Origin of the sequence: Sphingobium sp. Leaf26, assembly GCF_001421665.1 — a bacterium.
In the GTDB taxonomy this organism is placed as follows: Bacteria; Pseudomonadota; Alphaproteobacteria; order Sphingomonadales; family Sphingomonadaceae; genus Sphingobium.
In genome coordinates this window covers 766,023-791,922 of the sequence record NZ_LMKV01000001.1, presented here as the reverse complement: position 1 = coordinate 791,922, position 25,900 = coordinate 766,023, and the positions used below count along the sequence as shown (strand labels likewise).

Genomic DNA, 25,900 nt, shown 5'->3' with positions numbered 1-25,900 from the left:
GTTTCAACCAAAGGGCAACACCCCCTCATACACATCCAACCCCGGCTTTCCCGCCACCGCGACGCCCCGCCGCAGCAGAAACGCATGGCGCACGATCTCCGCCTGCTGCTCGATCCCGTAATGCGAGAACGGCCGCCCCGGCACGACGTCATAACTATAGCGGCAAAAGGGATGGCGCATCAGCGGCAGCCACCACTTGCCCGACCGCTGCGCCTGCCAAACATGGGTCATCTCATGGATGAAATGCCCCTGCACATGCGGCGGCCCCTCACAAAAATCCGCGCAGAACAGGCCGCCATCAGGATGAAACCACAGGTCGCCATCCGGGGCCATCGTCACGCCCCTGGGCTGGAGCGGCCACCATTTGCGCTCATGCACCCGCACCCGGCCATAGTCGATCGCGGCGCCGAACACCCCCTGCGCCAGCGCGATCTCCTGTGCCGTCAGCGCGCGGCTGGTCAATGCCCCTCATGCCCTTCCGCCTTGGGCGCGGGCGCGCCCGCCGCCTCCGGCTTGCGGATCACCGCGTCCACCAGCAACCGGTCGCCATTGCCCATCAGGAAGGTGAACTGCATCTTGCCCCGGCTGATCGCCGTGTCATTGACGCCCCAGATCATCAGATGCTTGCCGCCCGGCGCGAAGGCGACCTGGCCCTTGGGCGGCACGTCGACGCTCTCGACCCGCTCCATCGTGGTCATGCCGTCCTTGCTGATCGTCTCGTGCATTTCGACCTTGAGCGCATAGTCGGTCAGCACGCCGCGCAACTGCACGCCGGCATCGCCGCCGTGGACGACGAAATAGCCGGCCGACGGCATATCCTTGTTGGGTGACAGGCGTACCCAGGCCTGGTCGATATAGGAAGGCGCGGGGTCGCCGCAGGCGCTGAGCGCCAAAGGAGCCACCAGGGCGAAAAGGGCAAAGCGCGCGCGCATCCGACACTCCATAACTTGTCTCGTTTCCGGTCGATCCGGACGCTAATCGCCCCAGCGTCTTGTGCCAAGCGGAACCGCGCCTATATCCGCCATGCAAACCGGCCTTGCCTTGACGCTACTGTGAGGTATGGGGCCGTCAACCGCTGAATATATTTGGGGTTACAAGAGGAAGAGATGGCAAAAGTAATCGGGATCGATCTGGGTACCACCAATAGCTGTGTCGCTGTCATGGACGGCGGCAAGCCCAAGGTCATCGAAAATGCGGAAGGGGCGCGGACCACGCCCTCGATCGTCGCCTTCGCCAAGGATGGCGAGCGTCTGATCGGCCAGCCGGCCAAGCGCCAGGCGGTCACCAATCCGGACAACACGATTTTCGCGGTAAAGCGCCTGATCGGCCGCCGCTTCGACGATCCGTTGACCAAGAAGGACATGGAACTCGTTCCCTACGACATTGCCAAGGGTCCGAATGGCGACGCCTGGGTCAAGGCCGGTGGCGAGCAGTATAGCCCGTCGCAGATCAGTGCCTTCACGCTTCAGAAGATGAAGGAAACGGCCGAGTCCTATCTGGGCGAAACCGTGACGCAGGCGGTCATCACCGTGCCCGCTTACTTCAACGACGCCCAGCGTCAGGCGACCAAGGACGCCGGCCAGATCGCGGGTCTGGAAGTGCTGCGCATCATCAACGAACCGACTGCGGCGGCTTTGGCCTATGGCCTCGACAAGCAGGACGGCAAGACGATCGCGGTCTATGACCTTGGCGGAGGCACCTTCGACATTTCGATCCTCGAAATCGGCGACGGCGTGTTCGAAGTGAAGTCGACCAACGGCGACACCTTCCTGGGCGGCGAAGATTTCGACGCCAAGCTGGTTCAGTATCTGGCCGAAGACTTCAAGAAGGCCGAGAGCATCGACCTGACCAAGGACAAGCTGGCGCTCCAGCGTCTGAAGGAAGCCGCTGAAAAGGCGAAGATCGAACTGTCCTCGGCGCAGACCACCGAAGTCAACCTGCCCTTCATTACCGCTGACCAAAATGGTCCCAAGCATCTGGTGAAGACGATCACCCGCGCCGATCTGGAGCGTCTGGTCGCCGACCTCATCAAGCGTACGATGGAACCCTGCAAGAAGGCGATGGCCGACGCGGGCGTTTCGGCGAGCGAGATCAGCGAAGTCGTCCTTGTCGGCGGCATGACCCGCATGCCCAAGGTGCGCGAAGCCGTGAAGGAATTCTTCGGCAAGGAACCGCATACCGGCGTGAACCCGGACGAAGTCGTCGCCATGGGCGCGGCGATCCAGGCGGGCGTGCTTCAGGGCGACGTCAAGGACGTGCTGCTGCTCGACGTGACCCCGCTGAGCCTCGGCATCGAAACGCTGGGTGGCGTGTTCACCCGCATGATCGACCGCAACACCACCATCCCCGCCAAGAAGAGCCAGGTCTATTCGACCGCCGATGACAATCAGCAGGCGGTGACGATCCGCGTGTTCCAGGGCGAGCGTGAAATGGCGGCGGACAACAAGATCCTCGGCCAGTTCGACCTGCTCGGCATTCCGCCCGCGCCGCGCGGCGTGCCGCAGATCGAAGTCACGTTCGACATCGACGCCAACGGGCTTGTGAATGTCAGCGCCAAGGACAAGGGCACCGGCAAGGAACAGCAGATCCGCATTCAGGCGTCGGGTGGCCTGAGCGACTCCGACATCGACCAGATGGTCAAGGATGCCGAGCGTTTCGCCGAAGACGACAAGAAGCGCCGTGAGGCGGCCGAGGCGAAGAACAACGCCGAAAGCCTGGTCCACACGACCGAAGCGCAACTGGCCGAACATGGCGACAAGGTCGACGCATCGCTGAAGGGCGAAATCGAAGCGGCGATCGCGGACACCAAGTCTGCGATCGAAGGCGGCGACGCCGAAGCGATGAAGACCAAGGCGCAGGAACTCGCCACAGTCGCGATGAAGCTGGGCCAGGCGATCTACGAGAAGGAGCAGGCCAATGCGGCGGCTCCGGGTGCTGACGCGCCCAAGGCTGACGACGATGTCGTCGACGCCGAATTCTCGGAAGTCGACGAAAACAACAAGGCATAATCTATGCCCATCGCCCGTCATGCCGGTATGGACCGGAATGACGGGCGAAGCGGGCGGGGGCCTCTATGACGACCGAAGTTGATTATTACGAGCAGCTCGAAATCGAGCGCACGGCGGACGGCGCAGCGATCAAAAGCGCCTATCGCAAACTGGCGATGAAATATCACCCGGACAAGACCGGGGGATGCGCCGACAGCGAAGCCAAATTCAAATCCGTATCCGAGGCCTATGAGTGCCTGAAAGACCCGCAAAAGCGCGCGGTCTATGATCGCTATGGTCATGCCGCCTATACCAATGCCCAGTCTGGCGGCGGTGGCGGCGGCGGCGGTTTTCGTGGCGGTGGCGCGGGCGGCTTTTCCGACCTTGGCGATATTTTCGAGACGATCTTCGGCCAGTCCGGCTTTGGCGGACAGGGCGGCGGGGGGCGTCAGGCCAATCGGCGGGGCGCGGACTTGCGCTACGACATGGAGATCACGCTCGACGAAGCCTATCATGGCAAGAAGACCGAGATTGCGATCGACGTGTCGGCCGCGTGCGACAGTTGCGAAGGCTCAGGCGCGCAGCCGGGCACCGGGGTCAAAAGCTGCGGCACCTGCCATGGCCATGGTCAGGTGCGCGCGCAGCAGGGATTCTTCGTGGTCGAACGCACCTGCCCGTCCTGTCATGGCGCGGGGCAGGTGATCGAAAGCCCGTGCCGCTCCTGCCGGGGCGAAGGGCGCGTGGACAAGCCCAAGAGTCTGTCGGTCAACATCCCCGCCGGCGTCGATGACGGCACCCGCATCCGCCTGTCGGGTGAGGGCGAAGCCGGCGCGCGTGGCGCACCGGCGGGCGACCTCTACATCTTCCTGCATGTGAAGCGGCATGCGCTGTTCGAACGTGACGGCACGACGCTGTTCTGCCGCGCGCCGGTCAGCTTCACCACCGCGGCGCTGGGTGGTTCGATCGAAGTGCCGGGCCTTGATGGCAACCGGCATGAGATCAAGATTCCGAGCGGCATCCAGTCGGGCAAGCAACTGCGCCAGCGCGGCGGCGGCATGCCGGTGCTCAACGGGCGCGGTCAGGGCGATCTGGTGATCCAGGTCGAGGTGGAAACGCCGACCAAGCTGACCGCGAAGCAGAAGGAATTGCTCGAAGCCTTCCGCGAGACGGAAACCGGCGAGGAATGTCCGCAGGTCAGCGGCTTCTTCTCCAAGCTCAAGGATTTGTGGGCGGATTGATCTATTGTTCCCCGGCGAAGGCTGGGGAACAGCTTATGCCCGCCGCCGCCGCGCCCACCCATAGAAGGGCAGGCCCGCCAGCATCAGCACTATGCTGGACCCGCTGGCCTCTACGCCCGCGCCCCATAACGTCCAGAGGGCATAACCGAGCCCGATAGCCGCCGCCGGCACCGCCAGCCGGAACCGTAAGCTCGCCAGCGCACAACCGACATAGAGCCAGAGCGTGGCCGAAGTCGCCAACAGCGCCATCGCGGTGAAGAGCGCCACCAGCCCCTGCAAGCTGTTCGCGACCAGCATCAGGCTGGCCAGCACCGTCGACAGGATCAGCCCGCGTACCGGCGTGCCCTTCCTATCTGTCACCGCCAGCCAGCGCGGCAGTTCGCCCGCGCGCGCCATCGCCAGCGGCACTTCACCCTGCAAAAGCGTCCAGCCATTGAGTGCGCCCAGGCAACTGATGACCACGAAGATGGCGATGAAGCTGGCCGGTCCCGCCGACCAGTAATGGCTGACGAATGCACCGAACGGCGATCCGGTCTGCGTCTCCGCCGCCGGCAGGGTCAGGGCGATGCCGGAACAGACGAATAGATATATGAGGCCCGTCGCTGCCGTGCCGATCAGCGTCGCGCGCGGGATGGTGCGCGCGGGATCGCGGACCTTGTCCGCCGCCACGCTGGCCGATTCGAATCCGAGCAGCGCCCAGAGCGTCAGCGCCGCCGACGCGGTAATGCCCGCGCCGGTGAGGCCCTGCGTGGGGAAAGGCTCGACCTGCGCGCTGCCATTGCTCAGGATGATGACCAGCAGCACCAGCACGACCGCGATCGGGATCAGCTTGATGCAGGTGGTGGCGATCTGCGTCATGCCGGCCGCCCGCGCGCCGATCAGGTTGATGCCGGTCATCGCCCAGAGGAAGGCGATGGAGCAGAGCGCGCCGAGACCGGGCTTCGTCAGCGCCGGCAGGATACTGCTCAGGTTCGCGGTCGCTGCCACCGCTATGGTGACATTGGTGATGATGATCGAGATCCAATAGATCCACCCGATCGCAAAGCCAGCCAGCGGCCCATAGGCGCGCGCGATCATCTGCGACGCATTGGCGTCCGGCATGGCCACCGTCAGCCGCGCGATGACGAAGGCCAGCACCAGCGATCCCGCAATGGTGAACATCCACCCCGCCACTGCGTCCCACCCGAATGGCGCGAGCGATGCGGGCAGCAGGAACACGCCAGACCCGATCATATTCCCCATGACGAGGGCAATACAGGCGGCAAGGCCGAGGGTGCGGGAGGAAGAGGAGGCGGCGCCGGCTACGGGTGACGGATTGCTCATGCTTGATGCCTAATGAGGTGTCCGAACGATTGCTAGGCCGTGCCCGTTATTCGGCGGATTTGGAGGACGGAGATATGTGCTTTCCTGCCATGCAACGGTCCCCACATCCGTTCGCCCTGAGCCTGTCGAAGGGCTGGACTTCTCTGGAGAGCGATAGGTTCGAGAAAGAGCGGGGCTTCGACAGGCTCAGCCCGAACGGACGTTGATTTCCCCTATCCACCACCGACGGTTAGTCGACATCACATAGGAAGATACATTTCCTGCAATCGCCTTCGCCCGCATTGCATTTGCGAAAGCACCCGCAGAAGGCCAGATGGAATGCGATGCTGCAACGCAGCAAATTGCAACAAAGGCCCTGTTATGTTTTCCCTGATCTCGCTCTACTTCTCCTATCGTCGCGACGTCGTGTCTGCCGAGCGCTACATCGCCGCGCTCAACAAGACCAAGGCGACCGCGCCGGTCGCTGACGATGTGACGCCGGTGCTGGTCGAAGAACGGCTGCCGCTCGCGGCATGACGTCCATGCGAAAAGGGCGGACCGATGGACCGCCCTTCGCATGATGCTGGTCTGCCCGATCAGGCGGCCAGGAACATGTCCGGATCGAGCGCCATCAGCGCATCGGCGCCGCCCTCGATCTTGCGCCGCAGCGATCCCGCATCGGGCATGATCCGCTCGGCAAAGAAGCGGGCGGTCACCAGCTTGGCTTCCAGATATCTGGCATCGCCTTCGCCCGCTGCGATCAGCGCTGTCGCGGCCTTGCCCATGCGCAGCCACATCAGGCCCGTCGCGACGATACCCACGATGTGCATGTAGTGGTGCGCGCCAGCCCCGGCATGTTCGGGGTTCTTCATGGCATTCTGCATCAGCCACATGGTCGCCGCGCCCAACTGGCCGCTGGCCTTTTCCAGCGCTTGCGCGATCGGCGCCAGCTTCTCGTCACCCTTGGCGGCGGCGACGTCCTCGGCCACCATCTTCAGGAAGGACTGGAGCGCTCGGCCGCCATTCATCGGCAGCTTGCGGCCGACCAGATCCATCGCCTGCACGCCATTGGTGCCCTCGTAAATCTGGGCGATGCGGGCGTCGCGCACATACTGCTCCACGCCATTTTCCCAGATATAGCCATGGCCGCCGAACACCTGCTGGCAGGCGACCGCCACGTCGAAACCGCGATCGGTGCCATAGCCCTTGACCACCGGGGTCAGCAACTGAAGCAGGTCGTCGGCCGTCTGACGCTCTTCTTCGGTGGCAGCATGATGGGCCAGGTCGACTTGCAGCGACGTCCACAGGATCAGCGCGCGCAGCCCTTCGGTCATCGCCTTGGCCTCCATCAACATGCGACGCACATCGGGATGGACGAACAGCGTATCGGCCTTCTCGTTCGGCTCCTTGGGGCCAGTGAGCGCGCGACCCTGGCGGCGATCCTTCGCATAATGGACGGCGTTCTGGAACGCGATCTCCGCCTGACCCAGCCCTTGCAGGCCCACGCCCAGCCGCGCCGCATTCATCATGATGAACATCGCGGCCAGGCCCTTATTCTCCTCGCCGACGATCCAGCCGGTCGCCCCGTCATAGTTCATGACGCAGGTGGCGTTGCCATGAATACCCATCTTATGCTCGATCGACCCGCAGGACACGGCGTTGCGGTCGCCCGGAACGCCATCGTCGCCCACGAAGAACTTCGGCACCACGAACAGGGATATGCCCTTGCTGCCTTCCGGCGCATCCGGCGTCTTGGCCAGCACGAGGTGGATGATGTTGTCGGCCAGGTCATGCTCGCCGGCCGAAATGAAAATTTTCGTGCCGGTGATCGCATAGCTGCCATCGGCCTGCGGCACGGCCTTGGTCTTGATGAGGCCGAGGTCTGTGCCGCAATGCGGTTCGGTCAGGTTCATGGTGCCGGTCCATTCGCCCGACACCATCTTGGGGATATAGCGCTGTTGCAGTTCGTCGCTGCCCTTGGCGATCAGCGCGGCGACCGCGCCGGCGGTCAGGCCATGATACATTTCGAACGCCTGGTTGGCGGATAGCACATATTCGTCCACCGCCGTCGCCAGTACGCTGGGCAGGCCCTGACCGCCAAATTCGGCCGGGCCATGGATGGTGGTCCAGCCGCCCGCGACGAACTGGTCGAACGCTGCCTTGAATCCGGTCGGGGTGGTGACGCTGCCGTCGGGGTGGCGCGTACAGCCTTCCTTGTCGCCGACCGCATTCAACGGAAACAGCACTTCCGCCGCCATCTTTCCGCCCTCGGTCAGGATAGCCTCGACCAGATCGGGCGTGGCATTTTCAAAGCCGGGCAGGTTGGCATAGCGGTCCAGCCCGACGATGTGGTCCAGCACGAAACGGGTGTCGCGGACGGGGGCGGCATAGCTGGGCATGATCTTCTCCTGATTATTCTTCTGATTCCCCGGTCGGGGGGGAGTGGATTATTGTTGTTCGATGGCTGAGACGAAGCTGGCCAGTTCGGCGATGGCGGCGTCGATATCGTCCTTCTGGCGGGTCAGCAGGTCGATACGCGCCTTGCACTTGTCCACGGTCACCCGGCGTTGCGCCTCATGCGCCTCGTCGGCGTCATACAGGTCGATCATCTCGCGAATCTCGGTCAGGCTGAAACCCACCCGTTTGCCGCGCAGGATCCACGCCAGCCGGGCGCGATCGCGGCGCGAATAGATGCGGGCCAGCCCCTGCCGTTCGGGCGAGATCAGCCCTTCATCCTCATAGAAGCGCAGCGCGCGCGCCGTGACGCCGAACTCTTCGGACAGGTCGGTGATCGTATAGCTTTGCCGTTCGCTATGGTCGGGCAATTCGATACCGGCGATGCTGCTGCGCGTGTTCATGGCAGAAGATGTAAATCGACTTTACGTTTACGTCAAGGTGAGTGCGGCGACCGCGTGGACCTTTTGTCCGGGTGACAGGGCAGTCCGTCGCCGCTACGGCGGAGGCATGATGGGGGCGATCAGACAGTCGGAGAGGGCACACGCGTTGCTGGCTGCGCTGGCTCTGCTCGTCCTCGCCATCCAGCTCATCGCGCCGTCCGGCTTCATGCCCGTGCGCACGGAACGGGGCGTCGTGGTGACGCTCTGTACCGGCACAGGCCCCGTCAATGTCGTCGTGCCGCGCGGCGTTGCGCCGGAAAAGGACGACCATCGTCCCGATGAGGGCATGGCCGGGCAGCAGCATTGCCCCTTCGCTGCGTCGGTACAGCCCGTGGTGCCCCCGCTGATAGCGGCCGATCTGCCGCTACCGGCCTGGCAACTGGCCTTCGGTCCGATTGCTTTCGCGCTCAAGACCGGGCTGATCGCCCGCCTCGCCGCGCCGCCGCCGCCGTCCGTGGGGCCGCCCGTCGCTTTCTGAACGCCACAAGCTCAACTCCGTTCGGGCTGAGCCTGTCGAAGCCTCGTTCTTCTTCGTGACCTTGCGAGAAAGAACGGCCCTTCGACAGTCTCATGGCGAACGGAGATTGGGCAAATTTGAGCAGATCGCAGCCTTTCGAGGCGAAGCGGTTGCGCAATATCTTTCAGAAAGCCATTTTCTCCATGCGTCATCCCCATGTCGCGCGCAGCCTGCCGCTGTGCGCCCTGATCCTTGCCCTGCCAGCGAGCCCGGCTTTTGCCGACGAAGCCGAGCAGAGCGCCATCATCGTCACCGCCAGCCCGATCGTCGAGGAGGCTGCCGCGCGGGTCCAGCGTACTCCCGGCGGGGTCGATGTCATCGCTGCCGATGATTTCGCGAACAAGGCGGCTGTGTCGCTACGCGATGCGCTGACATTCTCGCCCGGTGTCTATACGCAGCCGCGCTTCGGGCAGGAGGTCCGCATCTCGATCCGCGGCTCGGGCCTGTCGCGCGGCTATCATATGCGCGGCCTGACCCTGTTGCAGGACGGCATCCCCATCAACGGCGCCGATGACAATGGCGATTTCCAGGAACTGGACCCTCAGGTCTTCCAGCATCTGGAGGTCTATCGCGGCGGCAATGCGCTACGCCTTGGCGGATCGACGCTGGGTGGGGCGATCAATGCGGTGACGCCGACCGGGCGCAGCATGCCGGGCGCGGAGATACGGATCGACGGCGGCAGTTTCGACACGCTGCGCGGGAAGATCGCCTATGGCCATGCCGATGAGCGCGCAGATGTCTATCTCGCTGTCTCAGGCGACCGCTCCGATAGCGATCGCGCCCATGGCGACCGCAAGGCGCTGCGCTTCAACGGCAATGTCGGACTGAAACTGGGGGAGGGCGTCGAAACCCGCTTCTATGCCAGCGCCCAGACCATCCGGCAGCATCTGGCCGGTGCGCTGAGTGAAACAGACGCGCTGGCCAATCCCGGCAAGGGTAATTTCACCGGCAATCAGGCGCGCGATATCGATTCGATCCGGCTCCAGAACCGCACCACCATCGACCTCGCTTATGGCAAGCTGGCCTTCGGCCTGTTCTACAATGCCAAGGCGCTGTCCCATCCCATCTACCAACTGATCGACCAGACATCGGAGGATCGTGGCCTGTTCGCCAGCCTCGACCTCACCGGCGACCTTGCCGGCATGCCGGTGGCGCTGACGCTGGGCAGTCAGGCCCGATTTGGCCGGACGGTAGCGCGCCAGTTCGTCAATCTGAACGGCAAGTCCGGTGCATTGACCGCCAACGCCCTGCAAAAGGCGCAGACGATCAACAGCTATGGCGAAGCGCGGATCGCGCCGGTGGCGGATCTCTGGCTGATCGCTGGCGGCCTCTACAGCCATGGTGAACGGCGCATCGCCAATCTGCTTGTTCCGGCGCGCAGCGGCGATGCCAGCTTCGACAGTTTCGCGCCCAAGCTGGGCCTGCTCTACCAGCCGGCCGAAACCCTGCAATTTTACGCCAATCTCAGCCGTTCGGTCGAAATGCCGGGCTTTGGCGAACTCAGCCAGGCGCCCGCCGGCGGTGCGCCGGGCTTCACGCCGGTCGGCCTGCAAAAGGCATGGACGGCGGAAATCGGCACGCGCGGCCGGCTGGGCATCGCTGCATGGGATGTCAGCCTCTACCGTGCCGACCTGCGTGGCGAGATGCTGCAATATAGCGTCGTGGCCGGCACCATCCCTGCCGCGACCTTCAATGCCGACCGCACCCGGCATCAGGGGATCGAGGCCGGTCTGGATCTGACCCTGAAGCCCTGGGCCATGCTGCGGCAGGTCTACACCTACAGCGACTTCCGCTTTCGTCATGACAGTCAGTTCGGCGACAACCGCCTGCCGGTGGTGCCGCGTCATTTCTATCGTGCGGAACTGAAGCTGGGCACCGATCGGCTCAGCGTCTCGCCAGCGGTCGAATGGCTGCCGCAGGGGGCCTGGGTCGATTATGCCAACAGCAAGCGGGTCGGCAGCTACGCGCTGCTCAACCTCGGCGCGCAGGCGCAGTTGCGTGATGGCGTCACCCTGTTCCTCGACGCCCGCAACCTGATGGGCGAGCGCGCGATCGGCGATATCAGCGCGGTGGTGAACTACGCCACGCTGCCCGCGAGTAGCCGCGCGATCTTCTATCCCGTCGAACGCCGCGCTTTTTATGCCGGCGTGCGGGCGCGCTTCTGATGGAGCGCGGCCTTGATCGCGCCCTTTATCGCGCAATGTGGCGCTGGCATTTCTATGCCGGCCTGATCGTCCTGCCGGTGCTGGCGCTGATGGCGGTAACCGGCGCGCTCTATCTCTACAAGCCGCAGGTGGAGGCGTGGCTCTATCCGGTGCGGATCACAGCGCCACCCGATGCGCGGCCATTGCCGCCTTCACGCCTCATCGCCGCCGCACAGGGGGCGGGGGCACCAGCGACCCAATTGCTGGTGCCCGCCCGCCGCGACGAAAGCTGGCGCGTGACGAGCGGAACCATTGCGACGTTCATCAACCCTTATGACGGGCGCGTGCTGGGGCGGATGCGCGATGGCGGCATCATGCAGACGATCCGCGACCTCCACAGCCTCGCTTTGACCGGCCCGATCGGCAACCGCCTGGTGGAGGTGGTGGCGGGCTGGGCGATCCTGCTCTGTGTCACGGGCCTCTATCTGCGCTGGCCCCGCCGTGGCAGCCCTGCCTTGGCGTTACGAGGGGGCGTCGGCGGACGGCTCTTCTGGCGCGACCTGCATGGTACGCTCGGCTTCCTGTCGGCTGGCGTGATCCTGTTCCTGGCCGTCACCGGCATGCCCTGGACCGACGTCTGGGGCGGGGGCCTGCGCGCGGTCATCGCCGCCAATGGCGCGGGCCGTCCGCCGATGAAGGTCAACCCCTGGGCACCGCAAGCAAAACAGGCATTGCCCTGGACCTTGCGAGAGGAGAGCGCACCGAACGGTGATCCGGGCGACATCGGCGTCGATGCCGTCGCCCGGATCGCGGCGCGCCATGGCCTTGGCGCGGGCTACCAGCTTTTTCTGCCGGCCAGCCGCAGCGCGCCCTATCTGGTGACCGCGCTGACTATTCGCGCTGACGATGCCCGCGCCATCACCATCGACGCGGGCACCGGCGCGCTGATGCAGGACATGGACTGGCGCCAGTTCGGCATGGGGGCGAAAACGGTGGAATGGGGCATCGCCACCCATCAGGGCCAGCAATATGGGGAGGCGAACCGGCTGCTGATGCTGGCGGGCTGCCTCTGCCTGCTGGCGCTCTGCCTGACCGCGCCGATCCTTTGGTGGAAACGCCGCTGCGCCACGCCACCGCCCGCGCCACCGGGTACGGCGCGCATGGTCGCGGGACTGATGCTGGTCCTTGGCCTGCTCTTTCCGCTGACCGGCCTGTCGATGCTCACGGCGCTGGCGGGCGAATGGCTGTTCGGGAGGATGCGGCGGATTTCAGTTTACCGCGCTTCCCGAGCCGGCAGATGATTCCATCTGCCTTGGAAGCCCGCTGGTTTATTTTCAGGCCGTGAAGGACTATGGCGCAGCCATGATCCGTCTTTCCGGCCTGAAACTGCCCCTCGACCACCCGGCCGAGGCGATGCCCGCCGCCATTTGCGAACGCCTTGGCCTGGAGCGGCATGAATTGCGCGGGCACAGCCTTGTCCGGCGCGGCAATGACGCTCGCCGCCGCTCCGCCATCCTGCTGGTCTACACGATGGACGTCGATGTTGTGGACGAGGCGGCCGTGCTGGCCCGTTTCGCGGACGATCATGACGTCCGCCCGACCCCGGACACCAGCTATAAGTTCGTCGTTCACGCCCCGGACGGCTGGCAGGGCCAGCGCCCGGTCGTCATCGGGGCCGGGCCATGCGGCCTGTTCGCCGGCCTCATCCTCGCCCAGATGGGGTTCAAGCCGATCATCCTCGATCGCGGCAAGGTGGTGCGCGAACGGACCAGGGACACCTGGGGCCTGTGGCGCCGGGCCGAGCTGAACCCGGACAGCAATGTCCAGTTCGGTGAGGGCGGAGCCGGCACCTTCTCCGACGGCAAGCTATATTGTCGTGTCAAAGACCCGCGCTTCCTCGGCCGCAAGGTGCTGGAGGAATTCGTCGCCGCCGGCGCGCCCGATGATATCCTCTGGGAAGCGCATCCCCATATCGGCACCTTCCGTCTCGTCACCATGGTGGAGGCGGTGCGCAAACAGATCGAGGCGCTGGGCGGCGAATATCGCTGGCAGCATCGGGTCGATGACGTCGTGCTGGAACGGCAGGGGGACGGGACGCAAAAGCTGCGCGGGGTCGTGCTGCACGATGGCAGCGTGATCGAAAGCGACCATGTCGTGCTGGCGGTCGGCCATAGTGCGCGCCCGACCTTCGACATGCTGCACGCGCGCGGCGTCCATATCGAAGCCAAGCCCTTTTCCATCGGCGTGCGGATCGAACATCCACAAAGCTGGGTAGATCGCGCCCGTTACGGCAATTGCGCCGGTCATCCCGACCTCGGCGCCGCAGCCTACAGCCTCGCTCATCATTGTGCCAATGGCCGCACCGTCTACAGCTTCTGCATGTGTCCCGGCGGCCGCGTCGTCGCCGCCACGTCGGAGGAGGGGCGCGTCGTCACCAACGGCATGAGCCAATATAGTCGCGCCGAATTCAACGCCAATTCCGGGCTGGTTGTGGGCATCGACCCGGCCAAGGATTATCCCGACGGTCCGCTGGCCGGCATCGCGCTCCAGCGCCATTGGGAAGCCCAAGCCTATGTCGCGGGCGGTTCTTCCTACTGGGCGCCGGGCCAGACGGTGGGTGACTTCCTCGCCCGCCGGCCGTCCACCCAGTTGGGCGAAGTCGCACCTTCCTACAAGCCGGGCGTGACGCCGACCGACCTGTCGCTCTGCCTGCCCGATTATGTGATCGAGGCTTTCCATGAAGCGCTGCCGGCCTTCGGTCGCCAGATCGCCCATTATGACCATCCCGACGCGGTGATGACCGGCGTGGAAACGCGCACATCCTCACCGATCCGCATCACCCGCGGCAAGGATTTGCAGAGCCTCAACGTCGCCGGCCTCTATCCGGCGGGCGAGGGGGCGGGCTATGCCGGCGGCATCCTCTCTGCTGCGATCGACGGCATCAAGGTGGCGGAAGCGGTGGCGATGCAACTGGCGGCAGCCGGCTGAGAAGGCCGCCGCCGATCAGCCGATCAGGAAATCGCTGACACCAAGGCTGGCGGGCGCAATGGCGCCCAGGTCGGCGATCATGTGGACCCCAGTATCGCCGCCGCTGCCGTCCGCGCTGGCTGTGTAATACAGCACGCTGTGATTGTCGGCATCGCGGGCGACGACGAACAGGCCGGCATCGACCGTGCTGTCATTGCCGCCCAGCAGCGATCGCACGGCCGCGCCATCGTCCAATATGCCGTCATAGACCAGCAGGTCGGTCTTGCTCAGGTCGCCCGCTACGTCGGTGGAGCGGACGTCCAGCGCGGCGCCATTCACGCCGAAGGCCGCCGGGTTGAACAGCAGTTGGTCCTGCCCGATGACGAAATCCAGGATGCTGTCGCCGCCCTCGCCGGCATTGCTCCAGACGAACTGATCCCGGCCGCCGCCACCGGTCAAGATGTCGGCGCCCACGCCGCCCTGAATCCGGTCATGATCCGCGCCGCCGATGATCTGGTCGATATCGTTGCCGCCCACCGCAAGGATGGAATGGCCCGCGCTCAGGCTGCTGCCGTCGATTCGGTCCGCATTGCTGCTGCCCTGGATCGTGATGCGGCGGCCGCCAATGTCGCGGAACAGGCTGTCGGCCAGCGTGATCTGCGCCGGGCCGCCCCACAGGATGATGGTCTCGACTCCGCGCACCCCCGAAAGGGCGTTGGTGCTCAGGCTACCGCCGCCGCTCAGGATCAACTGATCCGCCCAGCCGCCACCCGACACGCTGTCGCTGCTGTTCAGGTCGGCGATGTTGAAGCGGAAGATGTCGGTGCCCGCGCCCCCGGTCAGGCTGTCATTGCCGCCGCCGCTGCGCGTGTCGATGCCATAAGCACGGCTGAGCGCGGAGGCATCCACATTGTCGCTGCCAGCCTGACCCCATATTTCGACGCGACTATTGGCAAGGCCCACGATATTGGCATCGGTCAGGGCGATGCTGTTCTGCCCTGCGGCCAGCATGATCCGTTCCACTCCGCTGACATTACGTATCTCTTCGGCGGTGACGGTGCCCGCCGTACCGATCGACAGCGTATCATAGCCGCCATTGCCGATGACCGTATCGCCATCCAGCTTTTCCGCCATGAAATGGAAGATGTCGTTGCCCGCGCCACCGATCAGCGTGTCCAGACCGATATGCGACGTCACCTGAATGGAATTGTAGGACGACAAAGCGGAAGCATCGATAAAATCATTGCCGTCATTGCCCGCAAAGGTGATCTGGCGCCCGGCAACATCGCGGAAGATGGCGTCGTCAAGCGTGATGTGATTGTCGCCGCGCGCGAGAATGAAAGTTTCGACCCCGCGCACATTGGCGAGATTGCTCATATCCAGCGTCGCACCGACCGTCGCCACATAAATCGTGTCCGCCCCGCCGCCGCCGGATATATTGGCAATCGGATCGGTTGACGAATATCCCGATCCGATCCGGAAAATATCAGCGCCGGCGCCGCCCCTTACAATTGAATCGGCATAAACCATGAATTCGACAGCATGATCCGCCGTCAGCGATGATCCGTCGACGATGCCACTGCTACTGATGGTAATACGGGCAGCCGATATGCCGTTCCACATGGTATTATACAAATTTATCAGTTTTCCACCATATATGGTGATGTTCTCGACAGCGCTGACATTGGTCAGGACGTCCAGCGGCGGAGCGGATTGTGTGCCATCAAGCTTTAGCCTGTCCACGCCAGCCCCACCGTCGATGCTGTCCCGGCCGTCGGAGGTAACGGTGATGATATCGTCACCTGCTCCGCCCTTGATGACGTCGTTTCCGGTGCCGGCGTCGATGGTCAGGTTCACCGCATCACTCATTGCCGACCCGTCTATGGTGTCATTTCTCGTACCACCGACAACTGTTATGCTTTTGCCGCCCAGTCCGACAGCTAGCGTATCCGCAAGGATGAACAAGTTGGTGCCGTTAGCGAGCGTGAACTTCTCGATTCCACGAACATAGGCCATGTCGGCAGCTGTGGTGACGCCTTGTGTGCGAAGGATGATCTCATCGCGGTTGCCACTGCCGCCAACCACCGTGTCGCCATTCAGGTCAACCAGGGTAAATATGTTGATGCCGTTGACACCGATCAGACTATCTACCCCGCCGCCGGCTGTAATGGACAGAGACGTGACATCGGCCTGGGATGCGTCGATATGATCGTTACCGTTGGCACCCACAATGTTTAGGCCAGATGCGGCGTAGTTACCCAGCGTCAGGGAATTCGTACCCTCGGCAAGGACGATCTTGCTGATATTGCTGACATTGGCAAATGCGCTGGCGCTCACCGTGCCGGGAGTGGTGATATATAATATGTCATCCCCGGAGACGTGACTTCCGCCATTGACGGTGTCCCCGTCCAAGTCTTCCGCGCGGAAGCGGAAGGCATCTGCACTTCCGCCGCCCAGGAACACATCCAGACCGTTGCCGGCCGTGACGTCTAGATAGCGGCCGGTAAAGAGCGCACGGCCATCCACATAATCGTTCCCCGATGATCCGGTAATTTGCAGGCCATAGCCGGGTTTCCAGATCGTCGAAATCATCGTCTGGGGGATGGTGAGAACAAGTCCGGGGGTTTCCATCACGATCTTGTCGATGCCGCTGACGCGGGACAATTGTGCTGCTGACAAAGTGCCTGATCCGCTCAGGCGCAACGCATTAAACCCGCCTCCACCGGACACGATGTCGCGTGCATTTAAATCGCTGACGTTGAATATGAAGATGTCATCGTCGTCGGTGCCGACGAAATTATCGTTCGTGTTGGGCTGCCCGGTGAACGTCGCCATGTCTCATCTCCCGATTTGCCGAGATCATGCACGGCAAAAGTCAAAGGGCAAGAGTTCAGCGACCGATCTGGATTATGATTTGGATGCCCGACAAGGACTCGAACCTTGATTGACGGAGTCAGAGTCCGCTCTCTTACCATTAGAGGATCGGGCATCAATCCTGAGCGGGCGACCCGCTTGGGAGGCCGCAGATAGGCGGGGTTGGAGAGTCGGTCAAGCGCTTTTCTGATATAGTTGCGCGACTTTTCCGACGCGCGGTCGCGTCCTGTTGCGGCGGTACAAAAGAAAGCCCGCCGGAACGCGGTTGCGTCCGGCGGGCATATCGTCCCGTCCTTGCGGAAGGGAAGGGCATGGGAGCCGCACCCTATATGGGGTGCAGCTCCCGCGCTTTCAAAGGGCTTATTCGCCGTCGCTCTTCAGCAGGTAATCGCCCGCATCCGCATCGCTGCCGTGGGTTTCCCCTTCGACGGCGGCCAGCGGATCGTTGCCGATCGCCGCTTCCGGACCCTGCGCCAGTTCTGCCTTACGTTCGGCAGCCGCCGACTTGGGCGCGATCAGGTCCACCTGGCTCGAAGCGCGCAGCGCGGCCCGCAGCGCCGCGTCACGCGACGAGGCGGCAACGCGCAGGCGGTTCATGCCGGCACCGGTACCCGCCGGGATCAGGCGGCCGACGATGACATTTTCCTTCAAACCAACCAGCGTGTCCTTCTTGCCCTGGACCGCCGCTTCCGTGAGGACGCGGGTGGTTTCCTGGAAGGATGCTGCCGAGATGAACGAGCGGGTCTGGAGCGACGCCTTGGTGATGCCGAGCAGCACCGGCTTGCCCGCGGCGGGCAGGAAGCCCGGCGCCAGCTTGGCGTTGATCTCGTCCATCTCCTCACGGTCGATCTGCTCGCCCACCAGCAGCGTGGTGTCGCCGGACTCGATGATCTCGACCTTCTGCAACATCTGACGAACGATCGTCTCGATGTGCTTGTCGTTGATCTTCACGCCCTGCAGGCGATAGACTTCCTGGATTTCCGCGACCAGATATTCGGCCAGAGGCTCGATACCCAGCACTTCCAGAATATCATGCGGATCGGGCGAACCGCCGATCAGGTTATCGCCGCGCTTCACGAAGTCGCCTTCCTGAACGTCGATCACCTTGCTCTTGGGGATCAGATATTCGACCGGCTCACCGCCATCTTCGGGATTGATGGCGATCTTGCGCTTCGCCTTGTAATCCTTGAGGAACTGGACGCGGCCCGACACCTTGGCAATGATCGCATTGTCCTTGGGCTTGCGGGCTTCGAACAGCTCGGCGACGCGCGGAAGACCACCGGTGATGTCGCGGGTCTTGGCCGCTTCCCGGCTGACACGCGCCAGCACGTCACCGGCCTGAACCTGCGCACCATCATCCACCGACAGGGTCGCCCCCACCGCCAGCATGTAGCGTGCCGCTTCGCCGGAGCTGTCGTCCATCAGGGTCAGGCGCGGACGAAGATCTTCCTTCGTACGGGCCGCACCACGATGTTCGATCACCACGCGCTGGGCGATGCCGGTGGCTTCGTCGGTCTGCTCGGTCAGCGTCTTGTTGTCGATCAGGTCGACATACTTAACGATACCCGGCTTTTCCGTGATCACCGGCATGGTGAATGGATCCCACTCGGCGAAGCGCTCGCCCTTCTTCACGGCCGCGCCATCCGCAAACAGGATGGTGGCGCCGTAAGGCAGGCGGTGCGTTTCGCGTTCGCGGCCTTCGCTGTCGATAATCGCGATCTCGCCGTTGCGGGCGAGCGACAGACGACGACCGTTCTTGTCGGTGATGGTCGGCATATCACGCAGTTCGATCGTCCCGTCGGCCAAGGCTTCCAGGTTCGACGTTTCGTTGAAGTTCGCCGCGCCGCCGATGTGGAAGGTACGCATGGTAAGCTGCGTGCCCGGTTCACCGATCGACTGAGCCGCGATGACACCGACGGCTTCACCGATGTTCACCGGCGTACCGCGCGCCAGGTCACGGCCATAGCATTTGCCGCACACGCCCATACGGCTTTCGCAGATCAGCGGACTGCGGATCTTGACAGCCTGCGTGCCGATCGCCTCGATCCTCGCGATCATCGGTTCGTCCAGCAGGGTGCCGATCGGAATGACGATGCTGCCATCCTTGGTGTCGACGATGTCCTGCGCCGTGGTACGGCCCAGGATACGCTCGCCAAGCGAGGCGATGACCGAACCACCCTGAACGATGGCCTTCATCTCCAGCGCCTTTTCGGTGCCGCAATCTTCCTCGACGATGGTGCAGTCCTGCGACACGTCGACCAGACGGCGGGTCAGGTAACCCGAGTTCGCCGTCTTGAGCGCGGTGTCGGCCAGACCCTTGCGAGCGCCGTGGGTGGAGTTGAAATATTCAAGGACGGTCAGGCCTTCCTTGAAGTTCGAGATGATCGGCGTTTCGATGATCTCGCCCGAAGGCTTGGCCATCAGGCCGCGCATACCGGCGAGCTGCTTCATCTGGGCCTGCGAACCACGGGCACCGGAGTGGGCCATCATGTAGATCGAGTTGATCTGCTTCTGGCGGCCGGTGTCCGGGTCGATCGGCATGGCGCGGATTTCGTCCATCATGGCATTCGCCACCACATCGCCGCAACGGCTCCAGGCGTCGATGACCTTGTTGTACTTTTCCTGCTGCGTGATCAGACCGTCCTGATATTGCTGCTCGTAATCAGCCACCAGCGCCTTGGTTTCGGCGACGGAGCCTTCCTTCGAATCCGGGATCACCATGTCGTCCTTGCCGAACGAGATGCCGGCCTGGAATGCGTGGCGGAAGCCCAGCGCCATGATGGCGTCGGCGAACAGCACCGTGTCCTTCTGACCGGTGTGACGATAGACCTCGTCGATCACGTCGCCGACGTCCTTCTTGGTCAGAAGGCGGTTGACGGTATCGAAGGGGACGCGATGCGACTTGGGCAGGCATTCGCCCAGCAGCATGCGACCCGGCGTGGTCTCGAACCGCTTCATATACTGGACGCCATTTTCGTCCGTCTGCGGAATCCGGCTGATGATCTTGGAATGCAGCGTGACGGCCTTGGCGAAGAGAGCCTGATGGACCTCCTGCATGTCCGACAGCAGCATGCCTTCGCCCGGTTCGCCCACGCGCTCCATCGACAGGTAATAGATGCCCAGGACCATGTCCTGCGAGGGAACGATGATCGGCTTGCCATTGGCGGGCGACAGGATGTTGTTGGTCGACATCATCAGCACGCGCGCTTCAAGCTGGGCTTCCAGCGAGAGCGGTACGTGGACGGCCATCTGGTCACCGTCGAAGTCGGCGTTGAAAGCCGAGCAGACGAGCGGGTGAAGCTGGATCGCCTTGCCTTCGATCAGGACGGGTTCGAACGCCTGGATGCCCAGACGGTGAAGCGTCGGCGCGCGGTTGAGCATGACCGGATGTTCGCGGATCACTTCGTCCAGGATGTCCCAGACTTCCTTGCGTTCCTTTTCGACCCACTTCTTGGCCTGCTTCAGGGTCATGGAGAGACCCTTGGCGTCAAGACGGGCGTAGATGAACGGCTTGAACAGTTCGAGCGCCATCTTCTTGGGCAGGCCGCACTGGTGCAGCTTGAGTTCCGGGCCGGTCACGATGACCGAACGACCCGAATAGTCGACGCGCTTGCCGAGCAGGTTCTGGCGGAAGCGGCCCTGCTTGCCCTTGAGCATGTCGGACAGCGACTTGAGCGGACGCTTGTTCGCGCCGGTGATGACGCGGCCACGACGGCCATTGTCGAACAGGGCGTCGACGGCTTCCTGCAACATGCGCTTTTCGTTGCGGACGATGATGTCCGGCGCGCGCAGTTCCATCAGGCGCTTCAGGCGGTTGTTGCGGTTGATGACGCGGCGGTACAGATCGTTCAGATCCGACGTCGCGAAACGGCCGCCGTCCAGCGGCACGAGCGGGCGCAGTTCTGGCGGGATCACCGGCACGACGTCCAGGATCATCCATTCGGGGCGGTTGCCCGAATCGATGAACGATTCGACGACCTTGAGCCGCTTGATGATCTTCTTGGGCTTCAGTTCCGACTTGGTGACGGCCAGTTCGTCCAGCAGCGCCTGCTTCTCGCCCTCAAGGTCGAGGTCCATCAGCATCTGCTTGACGGCTTCTGCGCCGATGCCGGCGGAGAAGGCGTCCTCGCCATATTCATCCTGCGCGTCGAGCAATTCGTCTTCGTTGAGAAGCTGATACTTCTCGAGCGAGGTCAGGCCCGGCTCGATGACGATATAGCTTTCGAAGTAGAGGACGCGCTCAAGCTGCTTCAACTGCATGTCGAGCAGCAGGCCGATGCGCGAAGGCAGCGACTTGAGGAACCAGATATGCGCGACCGGCGCGGCCAGCTCGATATGACCCATGCGCTCACGGCGCACCTTGCTCACCGTGACTTCGACACCGCATTTTTCGCAGACGATGCCCTTATACTTCATGCGCTTATATTTGCCGCACAGGCATTCATAATCCTTGATCGGACCGAAGATGCGCGCGCAGAACAGGCCGTCACGTTCGGGCTTGAACGTACGATAGTTGATGGTTTCCGGCTTCTTGATCTCGCCGAAGGACCAGGAGCGGATGCGCTCGGGCGAGGCAAGGCCGATTTGGATCTGGTCGAAGGTTTCGGCCTTCTGGACCGGGTTTGCGAAGTTGGTCAGTTCGTTCATTTTTCAATCCCTCTGGAGGGTAAATCTGGTCGTCTAGCGAACGGCTTTGTCGAGGCAGATGAGCGCAAACACCATCATGGTCAGACACATTGACAGCCAAACCCAACGCGGCTGTGTGATCGGATCATTGAGGCGCATGCGCTTCATCTTTTCCCCTTACTCTGCTGCCTGCGCGATGCCGTCGTCGTCCTCGGCCACGGGGTCCATCGACGCGAGTTCGACGTTGAGGCCCAGCGAGCGCATTTCCTTGACGAGCACGTTGAAGGACTCCGGAATGCCCGCCTCGAACGTGTCGTCGCCCTTGACGATCGCCTCATAGACCTTGGTGCGGCCGACCACGTCGTCCGACTTCACCGTCAGCATTTCCTGCAAGGTGTAGGCGGCGCCGTAAGCCTGCAATGCCCAGACCTCCATTTCACCGAAGCGCTGGCCACCGAACTGCGCCTTACCACCCAGCGGCTGCTGCGTGACGAGCGAGTACGGCCCGATGGAACGGGCATGGATCTTGTCGTCGACAAGGTGATGCAGCTTCAACATGTAGATGATGCCGACAGTCACCTTACGGTCGAACCGATCGCCGGTGCGGCCGTCGAACAGGTCCGACTGACCCGACGTATGTAGACCTGCGCGTTCCAGCATGTCCGACACGTCCGCTTCGCGCGCGCCGTCGAACACCGGCGTCGCCATCGGGATGCCCCGCTGGAGATGCTCGGCCAGATCGATGATCTGCTCGGGGCTGCGGGCTTCGATCTGCTCGGCATAACGCGGACCATAGGAGGTCAGCAGCCGTTCCTTGACCGCATCGGGCATGTCGCCCGGCTGCGGGTTCGGATTGGCCTCACGCCAGTCTTCCAGCGCATGCTTGAGCTGCTGGCCAAGGCCGCGGGCAGCCCAACCCAGATGCGTTTCGAAGATCTGCCCGACGTTCATGCGCGACGGCACGCCCAGCGGGTTCAGCACGATGTCGACATGCGTGCCGTCTTCCAGGAACGGCATGTCCTCGATCGGCAGGATGCGCGAAATGACGCCCTTGTTGCCGTGACGGCCGGCCATCTTGTCGCCCGGTTGCAGCTTGCGCTTCACCGCGACGAACACCTTGACCATCTTGAGCACGCCCGGCGGCAGTTCGTCACCACGCTGGAGCTTGTCGACGCGATCCTCGAACTTGTCGACGATCGACTTCACGGCCTCGTCATACTGACCCTTGATCGCTTCGATCTGGGCCTGACGGCTGTCGTCCTCGACCGCGAACTTCCACCATTCATGACGCTCGACTTCGTCCAGCAGGGCCTCGTCGATGACGACGCCCTTCTTGACGCCCTTGGGTGCGGCTGAAGCGGTCTGGCCCAGCAGCATTTCCTGAAGGCGGTTGAAGGTCGCGCGGTTGAGGATGGCGCGTTCGTCTTCACGATCCTTTGCGAGACGGTCGATTTCCTCCCGCTCGATCGCCATGGCGCGTTCGTCCTTGTCGATGCCGTGACGGTTGAACACGCGCACTTCAACGACCGTGCCAGCCACGCCGGGTGGCAGACGCAGCGACGTGTCGCGCACGTCGGACGCCTTCTCACCGAAGATCGCGCGGAGCAGCTTTTCTTCCGGCGTCATCGGCGATTCACCCTTGGGGGTGATCTTGCCGACCAGGATGTCGCCCGGCTCCACTTCCGCGCCGATATACACGATGCCCGCCTCGTCGAGGTTGCGCAGCGCTTCTTCACCGACATTGGGAATGTCGCGGGTGATGTCCTCCGGCCCCAGCTTGGTGTCGCGGGCCATGACCTCGAACTCCTCGATGTGGATCGAGGTGAAGACGTCGTCCTTCACGATCCGTTCGGAGATCAGGATGGAGTCTTCGTAGTTGTAGCCATTCCAGGGCATGAACGCGACGAGCGTGTTGCGACCCAGCGCCAGTTCGCCGAACTCGGTCGAGGGACCATCGGCGATGACGTCGCCGGCCTCGACCAGATCACCGACCTGGACCAGCGGACGCTGGTTGATGCAGGTGTCCTGGTTCGACCGCTGGAACTTCTGGAGCGTGTAAATATCGACGCCAGACTGACCAGCTTCAATGTCGCCGGTCGCGCGGATGACGATACGGGTCGCATCGACCTGGTCGACGATGCCCGCACGCTTGGACGCGACGGCCGCGCCGGAGTCACGGGCGACCGTGCCTTCCATGCCGGTGCCCACGAACGGCGCTTCGGCCCGTACCAGAGGCACGGCCTGACGCTGCATGTTCGATCCCATCAGCGCGCGGTTGGCGTCATCGTTTTCCAGGAACGGAATGAGCGATGCGGCGACCGACACCAGCTGCTTGGGGCTGACGTCCATCAGGGTGATGTGGTCGCGCGGCGCCATCAGGAATTCGCCGGCTTCGCGGCTGGAGATCAGATCCTCTACGAAATGGCCGTCGGCATCGACTTCGGCGTTGGCCTGCGCGATCGTGTGCTTGGCCTCCTCCATCGCCGACAGATAGACGACGTCGTCCGTCACCTTGTTGTCCACGACCTTGCGGTACGGCGTTTCGATGAAGCCATACTTGTTGACGCGGCTGAACGTGGCCAGCGAGTTGATCAGACCGATGTTCGGGCCTTCCGGCGTTTCGATCGGGCAGATACGACCATAATGGGTCGGGTGAACGTCGCGGACTTCAAAGCCTGCACGCTCACGGGTAAGTCCGCCCGGACCAAGCGCCGACACGCGGCGCTTGTGGGTGACTTCCGACAGCGGGTTGGTCTGATCCATGAACTGCGACAGCTGCGAGGAACCGAAGAATTCACGCACGGCGGCCACGGCGGGCTTGGCGTTGATCAGGTCGTTGGGCATCACCGTCGACACATCGACCGACGACATGCGCTCCTTGACGGCGCGCTCCATGCGCAGCAGGCCGACGCGATACTGGTTTTCCAGAAGCTCGCCGACCGAGCGGACGCGGCGGTTGCCGAGGTTGTCGATATCGTCGATTTCGCCCTTGCCGTCCTTCAGGTTCACCAGTTCCTTGACCACGGCGAGGATGTCCTCGACGCGCAGGGTGGTAACCGTGTCTTCGGCGTCGAGGTCGAGACGCATGTTCAGCTTCACGCGGCCGACCGCCGACAGGTCGTAGCGTTCGGGATCGAAGAAAAGGCCGGCGAACAGCGCTTCGGCGGTTTCCTTCGTCGGCGGTTCGCCGGGGCGCATGACGCGATAGATGTCGCTGAGCGCCTGGTCGCGGTCTTCGGCCTTGTCGGCCTTCAACGTGTTGCGAATCCACGCGCCGGTGCCGACATGGTCGATGTCGAGCAGTTCAAGGCGGTCGATGCCCGCCTTGTCCAGCTTTTCCAGGTTTTCAGGGCTGACTTCGTCGCCAGCCTCGATGTAGATTTCGCCCGTCGTCTCATTGATGAGGTCAAAGGCGCTGTAGCGGCCATAGACTTCCTCGGTCGGAATCAGCAGCGTCGCCAGACCGTCCTTTTCCGCCTTGTTGGCGGCGCGGGGGCTGATCTTGTGACCGGCGGCGAACACGACTTCGCCCGATGCGGCGTCGACGATATCGAACGCCGGCTTCAGACCGCGCCATGCTTCGGCGAGATAGGGGATGACCCAGCCGCCTTCACCCCGGACATAGGTAACCTTGTTGTAGAACTCACCCAGAATTTCTTCCGGCGTCAGGCCCAGCGCGAATAGCAGCGCCGTGACCGGCAGCTTGCGCTTGCGGTCGATACGGACGTTGACGATGTCCTTGGCGTCGAATTCGAAGTCCAGCCACGAACCGCGATAGGGGATGACGCGTGCGGCGAACAGATATTTGCCCGACGAATGGGTCTTGCCACGGTCATGGTCGAACAGGACGCCCGGCGACCGGTGCATCTGGCTGACGATGACGCGCTCGGTGCCATTGACGATGAAGGTGCCGTTGCCCGTCATCAGGGGCATGTCGCCCATGTAGACGTCCTGCTCCTTGATATCCAGGACCGAACGGGTTTCGGTGTCCTGATCGACTTCGAACACGATCAGGCGCAGGGTGACGCGCATCGGCGCGGCATAGGTGATGCCGCGCTGACGGCATTCCTCGACGTCGTACTTCGGGTCTTCCAGCTCATAATGGACGAAATCCATTTCGGCGGTGCCAGCGAAATCGCGGATCGGGAACACGCTGCGCAGCGTCTTTTCCAGGCCCGACACATAGCCGATCGACGGGTCGGAACGCAGGAACTGTTCGTAACTCTCCCTCTGAACCTCGATCAGGTTCGGCATCTGCACCACTTCGTGGATGTCGCCGAACACCTTGCGGATGCGCTTCTTGGCGCCGGTGTTGCTGATAGGGGGGAGAGCTTTGGTCGCCATGCGG

The 25,900-nt window shown here is 63.2% G+C and carries 15 protein-coding genes and 1 tRNA gene; 7 read left to right on the top strand and 9 right to left on the bottom strand.

Annotated features, from left to right (window positions below; all coding sequences use genetic code 11):
- Nucleotides 1-3: 3 nt before the first annotated feature.
- Entirely contained in the window at nt 4-462 is a 459-nt protein-coding gene (locus tag ASE85_RS03830; protein ID WP_056683638.1) for a hypothetical protein, read from the bottom strand.
- A complete protein-coding gene (locus tag ASE85_RS03825; protein ID WP_056683636.1) occupies nt 459-932 on the bottom strand; it encodes a copper chaperone PCu(A)C in 474 nt (157 codons plus the stop codon). The genes ASE85_RS03830 and ASE85_RS03825 overlap by 4 nt, the downstream gene beginning before the upstream one ends.
- A gap of 174 nt (nt 933-1,106) precedes the next feature.
- On the opposite strand from ASE85_RS03825, the gene dnaK reads away from it, so the two are divergent.
- Nucleotides 1,107-3,008 (top strand): molecular chaperone DnaK, encoded by a 1,902-nt coding sequence (gene dnaK / locus ASE85_RS03820; protein WP_056683632.1) that lies wholly within the window; start codon nt 1,107-1,109, stop codon nt 3,006-3,008.
- Nucleotides 3,009-3,073: 65 nt separating this feature from the next.
- Nucleotides 3,074-4,225, top strand: coding sequence for a molecular chaperone DnaJ (gene dnaJ / locus ASE85_RS03815; protein WP_056683628.1), 1,152 nt, complete (start codon nt 3,074-3,076; stop codon nt 4,223-4,225).
- Between the two features lie 33 nt (nt 4,226-4,258).
- Here dnaJ and ASE85_RS03810 read toward each other — a convergent pair whose 3' ends face one another.
- Nucleotides 4,259-5,548, bottom strand: a complete 1,290-nt coding sequence (locus ASE85_RS03810) for an amino acid permease (protein ID WP_056683625.1) — start codon at nt 5,546-5,548, stop codon at nt 4,259-4,261.
- A gap of 360 nt (nt 5,549-5,908) precedes the next feature.
- Here ASE85_RS03810 and ASE85_RS23450 point away from each other — a divergent pair, with 360 nt between their 5' ends.
- Nucleotides 5,909-6,064 carry a hypothetical protein gene (locus ASE85_RS23450; RefSeq protein WP_200928285.1) on the top strand — a complete coding sequence of 52 codons (156 nt, stop codon included), beginning with the start codon at nt 5,909-5,911 and terminating at the stop codon, nt 6,062-6,064.
- Between the two features lie 59 nt (nt 6,065-6,123).
- Here ASE85_RS23450 and ASE85_RS03805 read toward each other — a convergent pair whose 3' ends face one another.
- Nucleotides 6,124-7,926 (bottom strand): acyl-CoA dehydrogenase C-terminal domain-containing protein, encoded by a 1,803-nt coding sequence (locus ASE85_RS03805; RefSeq protein ID WP_056683621.1) that lies wholly within the window; start codon nt 7,924-7,926, stop codon nt 6,124-6,126.
- Nucleotides 7,927-7,974: 48 nt separating this feature from the next.
- Nucleotides 7,975-8,385 carry a MerR family transcriptional regulator gene (locus tag ASE85_RS03800; protein WP_056683618.1) on the bottom strand — a complete coding sequence of 137 codons (411 nt, stop codon included), beginning with the start codon at nt 8,383-8,385 and terminating at the stop codon, nt 7,975-7,977.
- A 106-nt stretch (nt 8,386-8,491) separates the two neighbouring features.
- Here ASE85_RS03800 and ASE85_RS03795 point away from each other — a divergent pair, with 106 nt between their 5' ends.
- The 4 genes from ASE85_RS03795 to ASE85_RS03780 all read left to right on the top strand — a co-directional run bounded on the left by ASE85_RS03795 (nt 8,492) and on the right by ASE85_RS03780 (nt 14,073).
- Nucleotides 8,492-8,902 (top strand): DUF2946 family protein, encoded by a 411-nt coding sequence (locus ASE85_RS03795; RefSeq protein ID WP_056683616.1) that lies wholly within the window; start codon nt 8,492-8,494, stop codon nt 8,900-8,902.
- 182 nt (nt 8,903-9,084) lie between these two features.
- Nucleotides 9,085-11,106 carry a TonB-dependent receptor family protein gene (locus ASE85_RS03790; RefSeq protein ID WP_056684345.1) on the top strand — a complete coding sequence of 674 codons (2,022 nt, stop codon included), beginning with the start codon at nt 9,085-9,087 and terminating at the stop codon, nt 11,104-11,106.
- Complete coding sequence (locus ASE85_RS03785) at nt 11,106-12,386, top strand: PepSY-associated TM helix domain-containing protein (RefSeq protein ID WP_056683613.1); 1,281 nt, start codon at nt 11,106-11,108, stop codon at nt 12,384-12,386. The genes ASE85_RS03790 and ASE85_RS03785 overlap by 1 nt, the downstream gene beginning before the upstream one ends.
- 61 nt (nt 12,387-12,447) lie before the next feature.
- On the top strand, nt 12,448-14,073 hold the full coding sequence (locus ASE85_RS03780) for an NAD(P)/FAD-dependent oxidoreductase (RefSeq protein WP_056684342.1): 1,626 nt from the start codon (nt 12,448-12,450) through the stop codon (nt 14,071-14,073).
- Nucleotides 14,074-14,088: 15 nt separating this feature from the next.
- On the opposite strand, the gene ASE85_RS03775 is transcribed toward ASE85_RS03780, so the two are convergent.
- From ASE85_RS03775 to rpoB, 4 genes are all read right to left on the bottom strand, one after another.
- Nucleotides 14,089-16,887: a beta strand repeat-containing protein gene (locus ASE85_RS03775; protein WP_056683610.1), complete on the bottom strand. Its 2,799-nt coding sequence runs from the start codon at nt 16,885-16,887 to the stop codon at nt 14,089-14,091.
- A gap of 80 nt (nt 16,888-16,967) precedes the next feature.
- Nucleotides 16,968-17,041: transfer RNA gene (locus ASE85_RS03770), tRNA-Gln, on the bottom strand.
- A gap of 245 nt (nt 17,042-17,286) precedes the next feature.
- Nucleotides 17,287-21,573 carry a DNA-directed RNA polymerase subunit beta' gene (gene rpoC / locus ASE85_RS03765; protein ID WP_056683607.1) on the bottom strand — a complete coding sequence of 1,429 codons (4,287 nt, stop codon included), beginning with the start codon at nt 21,571-21,573 and terminating at the stop codon, nt 17,287-17,289.
- A gap of 156 nt (nt 21,574-21,729) precedes the next feature.
- The gene (rpoB, locus tag ASE85_RS03760) at nt 21,730-25,896 is read right to left on the bottom strand and encodes a DNA-directed RNA polymerase subunit beta (RefSeq protein ID WP_056683605.1); all 4,167 of its coding nucleotides are present in this window, start codon (nt 25,894-25,896) and stop codon (nt 21,730-21,732) included.
- Nucleotides 25,897-25,900: the final 4 nt, after the last annotated feature.

What these genes read in the sequence shown, in the direction of transcription:
- ASE85_RS03780 (WP_056684342.1), top strand. Translation starts at nt 12,448, where the DNA reads ATGATCCGTCTTTCCGGCCTGAAACTGCCCCTCGACCACCCGGCCGAG.
- ASE85_RS03795 (WP_056683616.1), top strand. Translation starts at nt 8,492, where the DNA reads ATGATGGGGGCGATCAGACAGTCGGAGAGGGCACACGCGTTGCTGGCT.
- ASE85_RS03785 (WP_056683613.1), top strand. Translation starts at nt 11,106, where the DNA reads ATGGAGCGCGGCCTTGATCGCGCCCTTTATCGCGCAATGTGGCGCTGG.
- ASE85_RS03805 (WP_056683621.1), bottom strand. Translation starts at nt 7,926, where the DNA reads ATGCCCAGCTATGCCGCCCCCGTCCGCGACACCCGTTTCGTGCTGGAC.
- ASE85_RS03800 (WP_056683618.1), bottom strand. Translation starts at nt 8,385, where the DNA reads ATGAACACGCGCAGCAGCATCGCCGGTATCGAATTGCCCGACCATAGC.
- ASE85_RS23450 (WP_200928285.1), top strand. Translation starts at nt 5,909, where the DNA reads ATGTTTTCCCTGATCTCGCTCTACTTCTCCTATCGTCGCGACGTCGTG.
- rpoC (WP_056683607.1), bottom strand. Translation starts at nt 21,573, where the DNA reads ATGAACGAACTGACCAACTTCGCAAACCCGGTCCAGAAGGCCGAAACC.
- ASE85_RS03825 (WP_056683636.1), bottom strand. Translation starts at nt 932, where the DNA reads ATGCGCGCGCGCTTTGCCCTTTTCGCCCTGGTGGCTCCTTTGGCGCTC.
- dnaK (WP_056683632.1), top strand. Translation starts at nt 1,107, where the DNA reads ATGGCAAAAGTAATCGGGATCGATCTGGGTACCACCAATAGCTGTGTC.
- ASE85_RS03775 (WP_056683610.1), bottom strand. Translation starts at nt 16,887, where the DNA reads ATGGCGACGTTCACCGGGCAGCCCAACACGAACGATAATTTCGTCGGC.
- ASE85_RS03790 (WP_056684345.1), top strand. Translation starts at nt 9,085, where the DNA reads ATGCGTCATCCCCATGTCGCGCGCAGCCTGCCGCTGTGCGCCCTGATC.
- ASE85_RS03810 (WP_056683625.1), bottom strand. Translation starts at nt 5,548, where the DNA reads ATGAGCAATCCGTCACCCGTAGCCGGCGCCGCCTCCTCTTCCTCCCGC.
- rpoB (WP_056683605.1), bottom strand. Translation starts at nt 25,896, where the DNA reads ATGGCGACCAAAGCTCTCCCCCCTATCAGCAACACCGGCGCCAAGAAG.
- dnaJ (WP_056683628.1), top strand. Translation starts at nt 3,074, where the DNA reads ATGACGACCGAAGTTGATTATTACGAGCAGCTCGAAATCGAGCGCACG.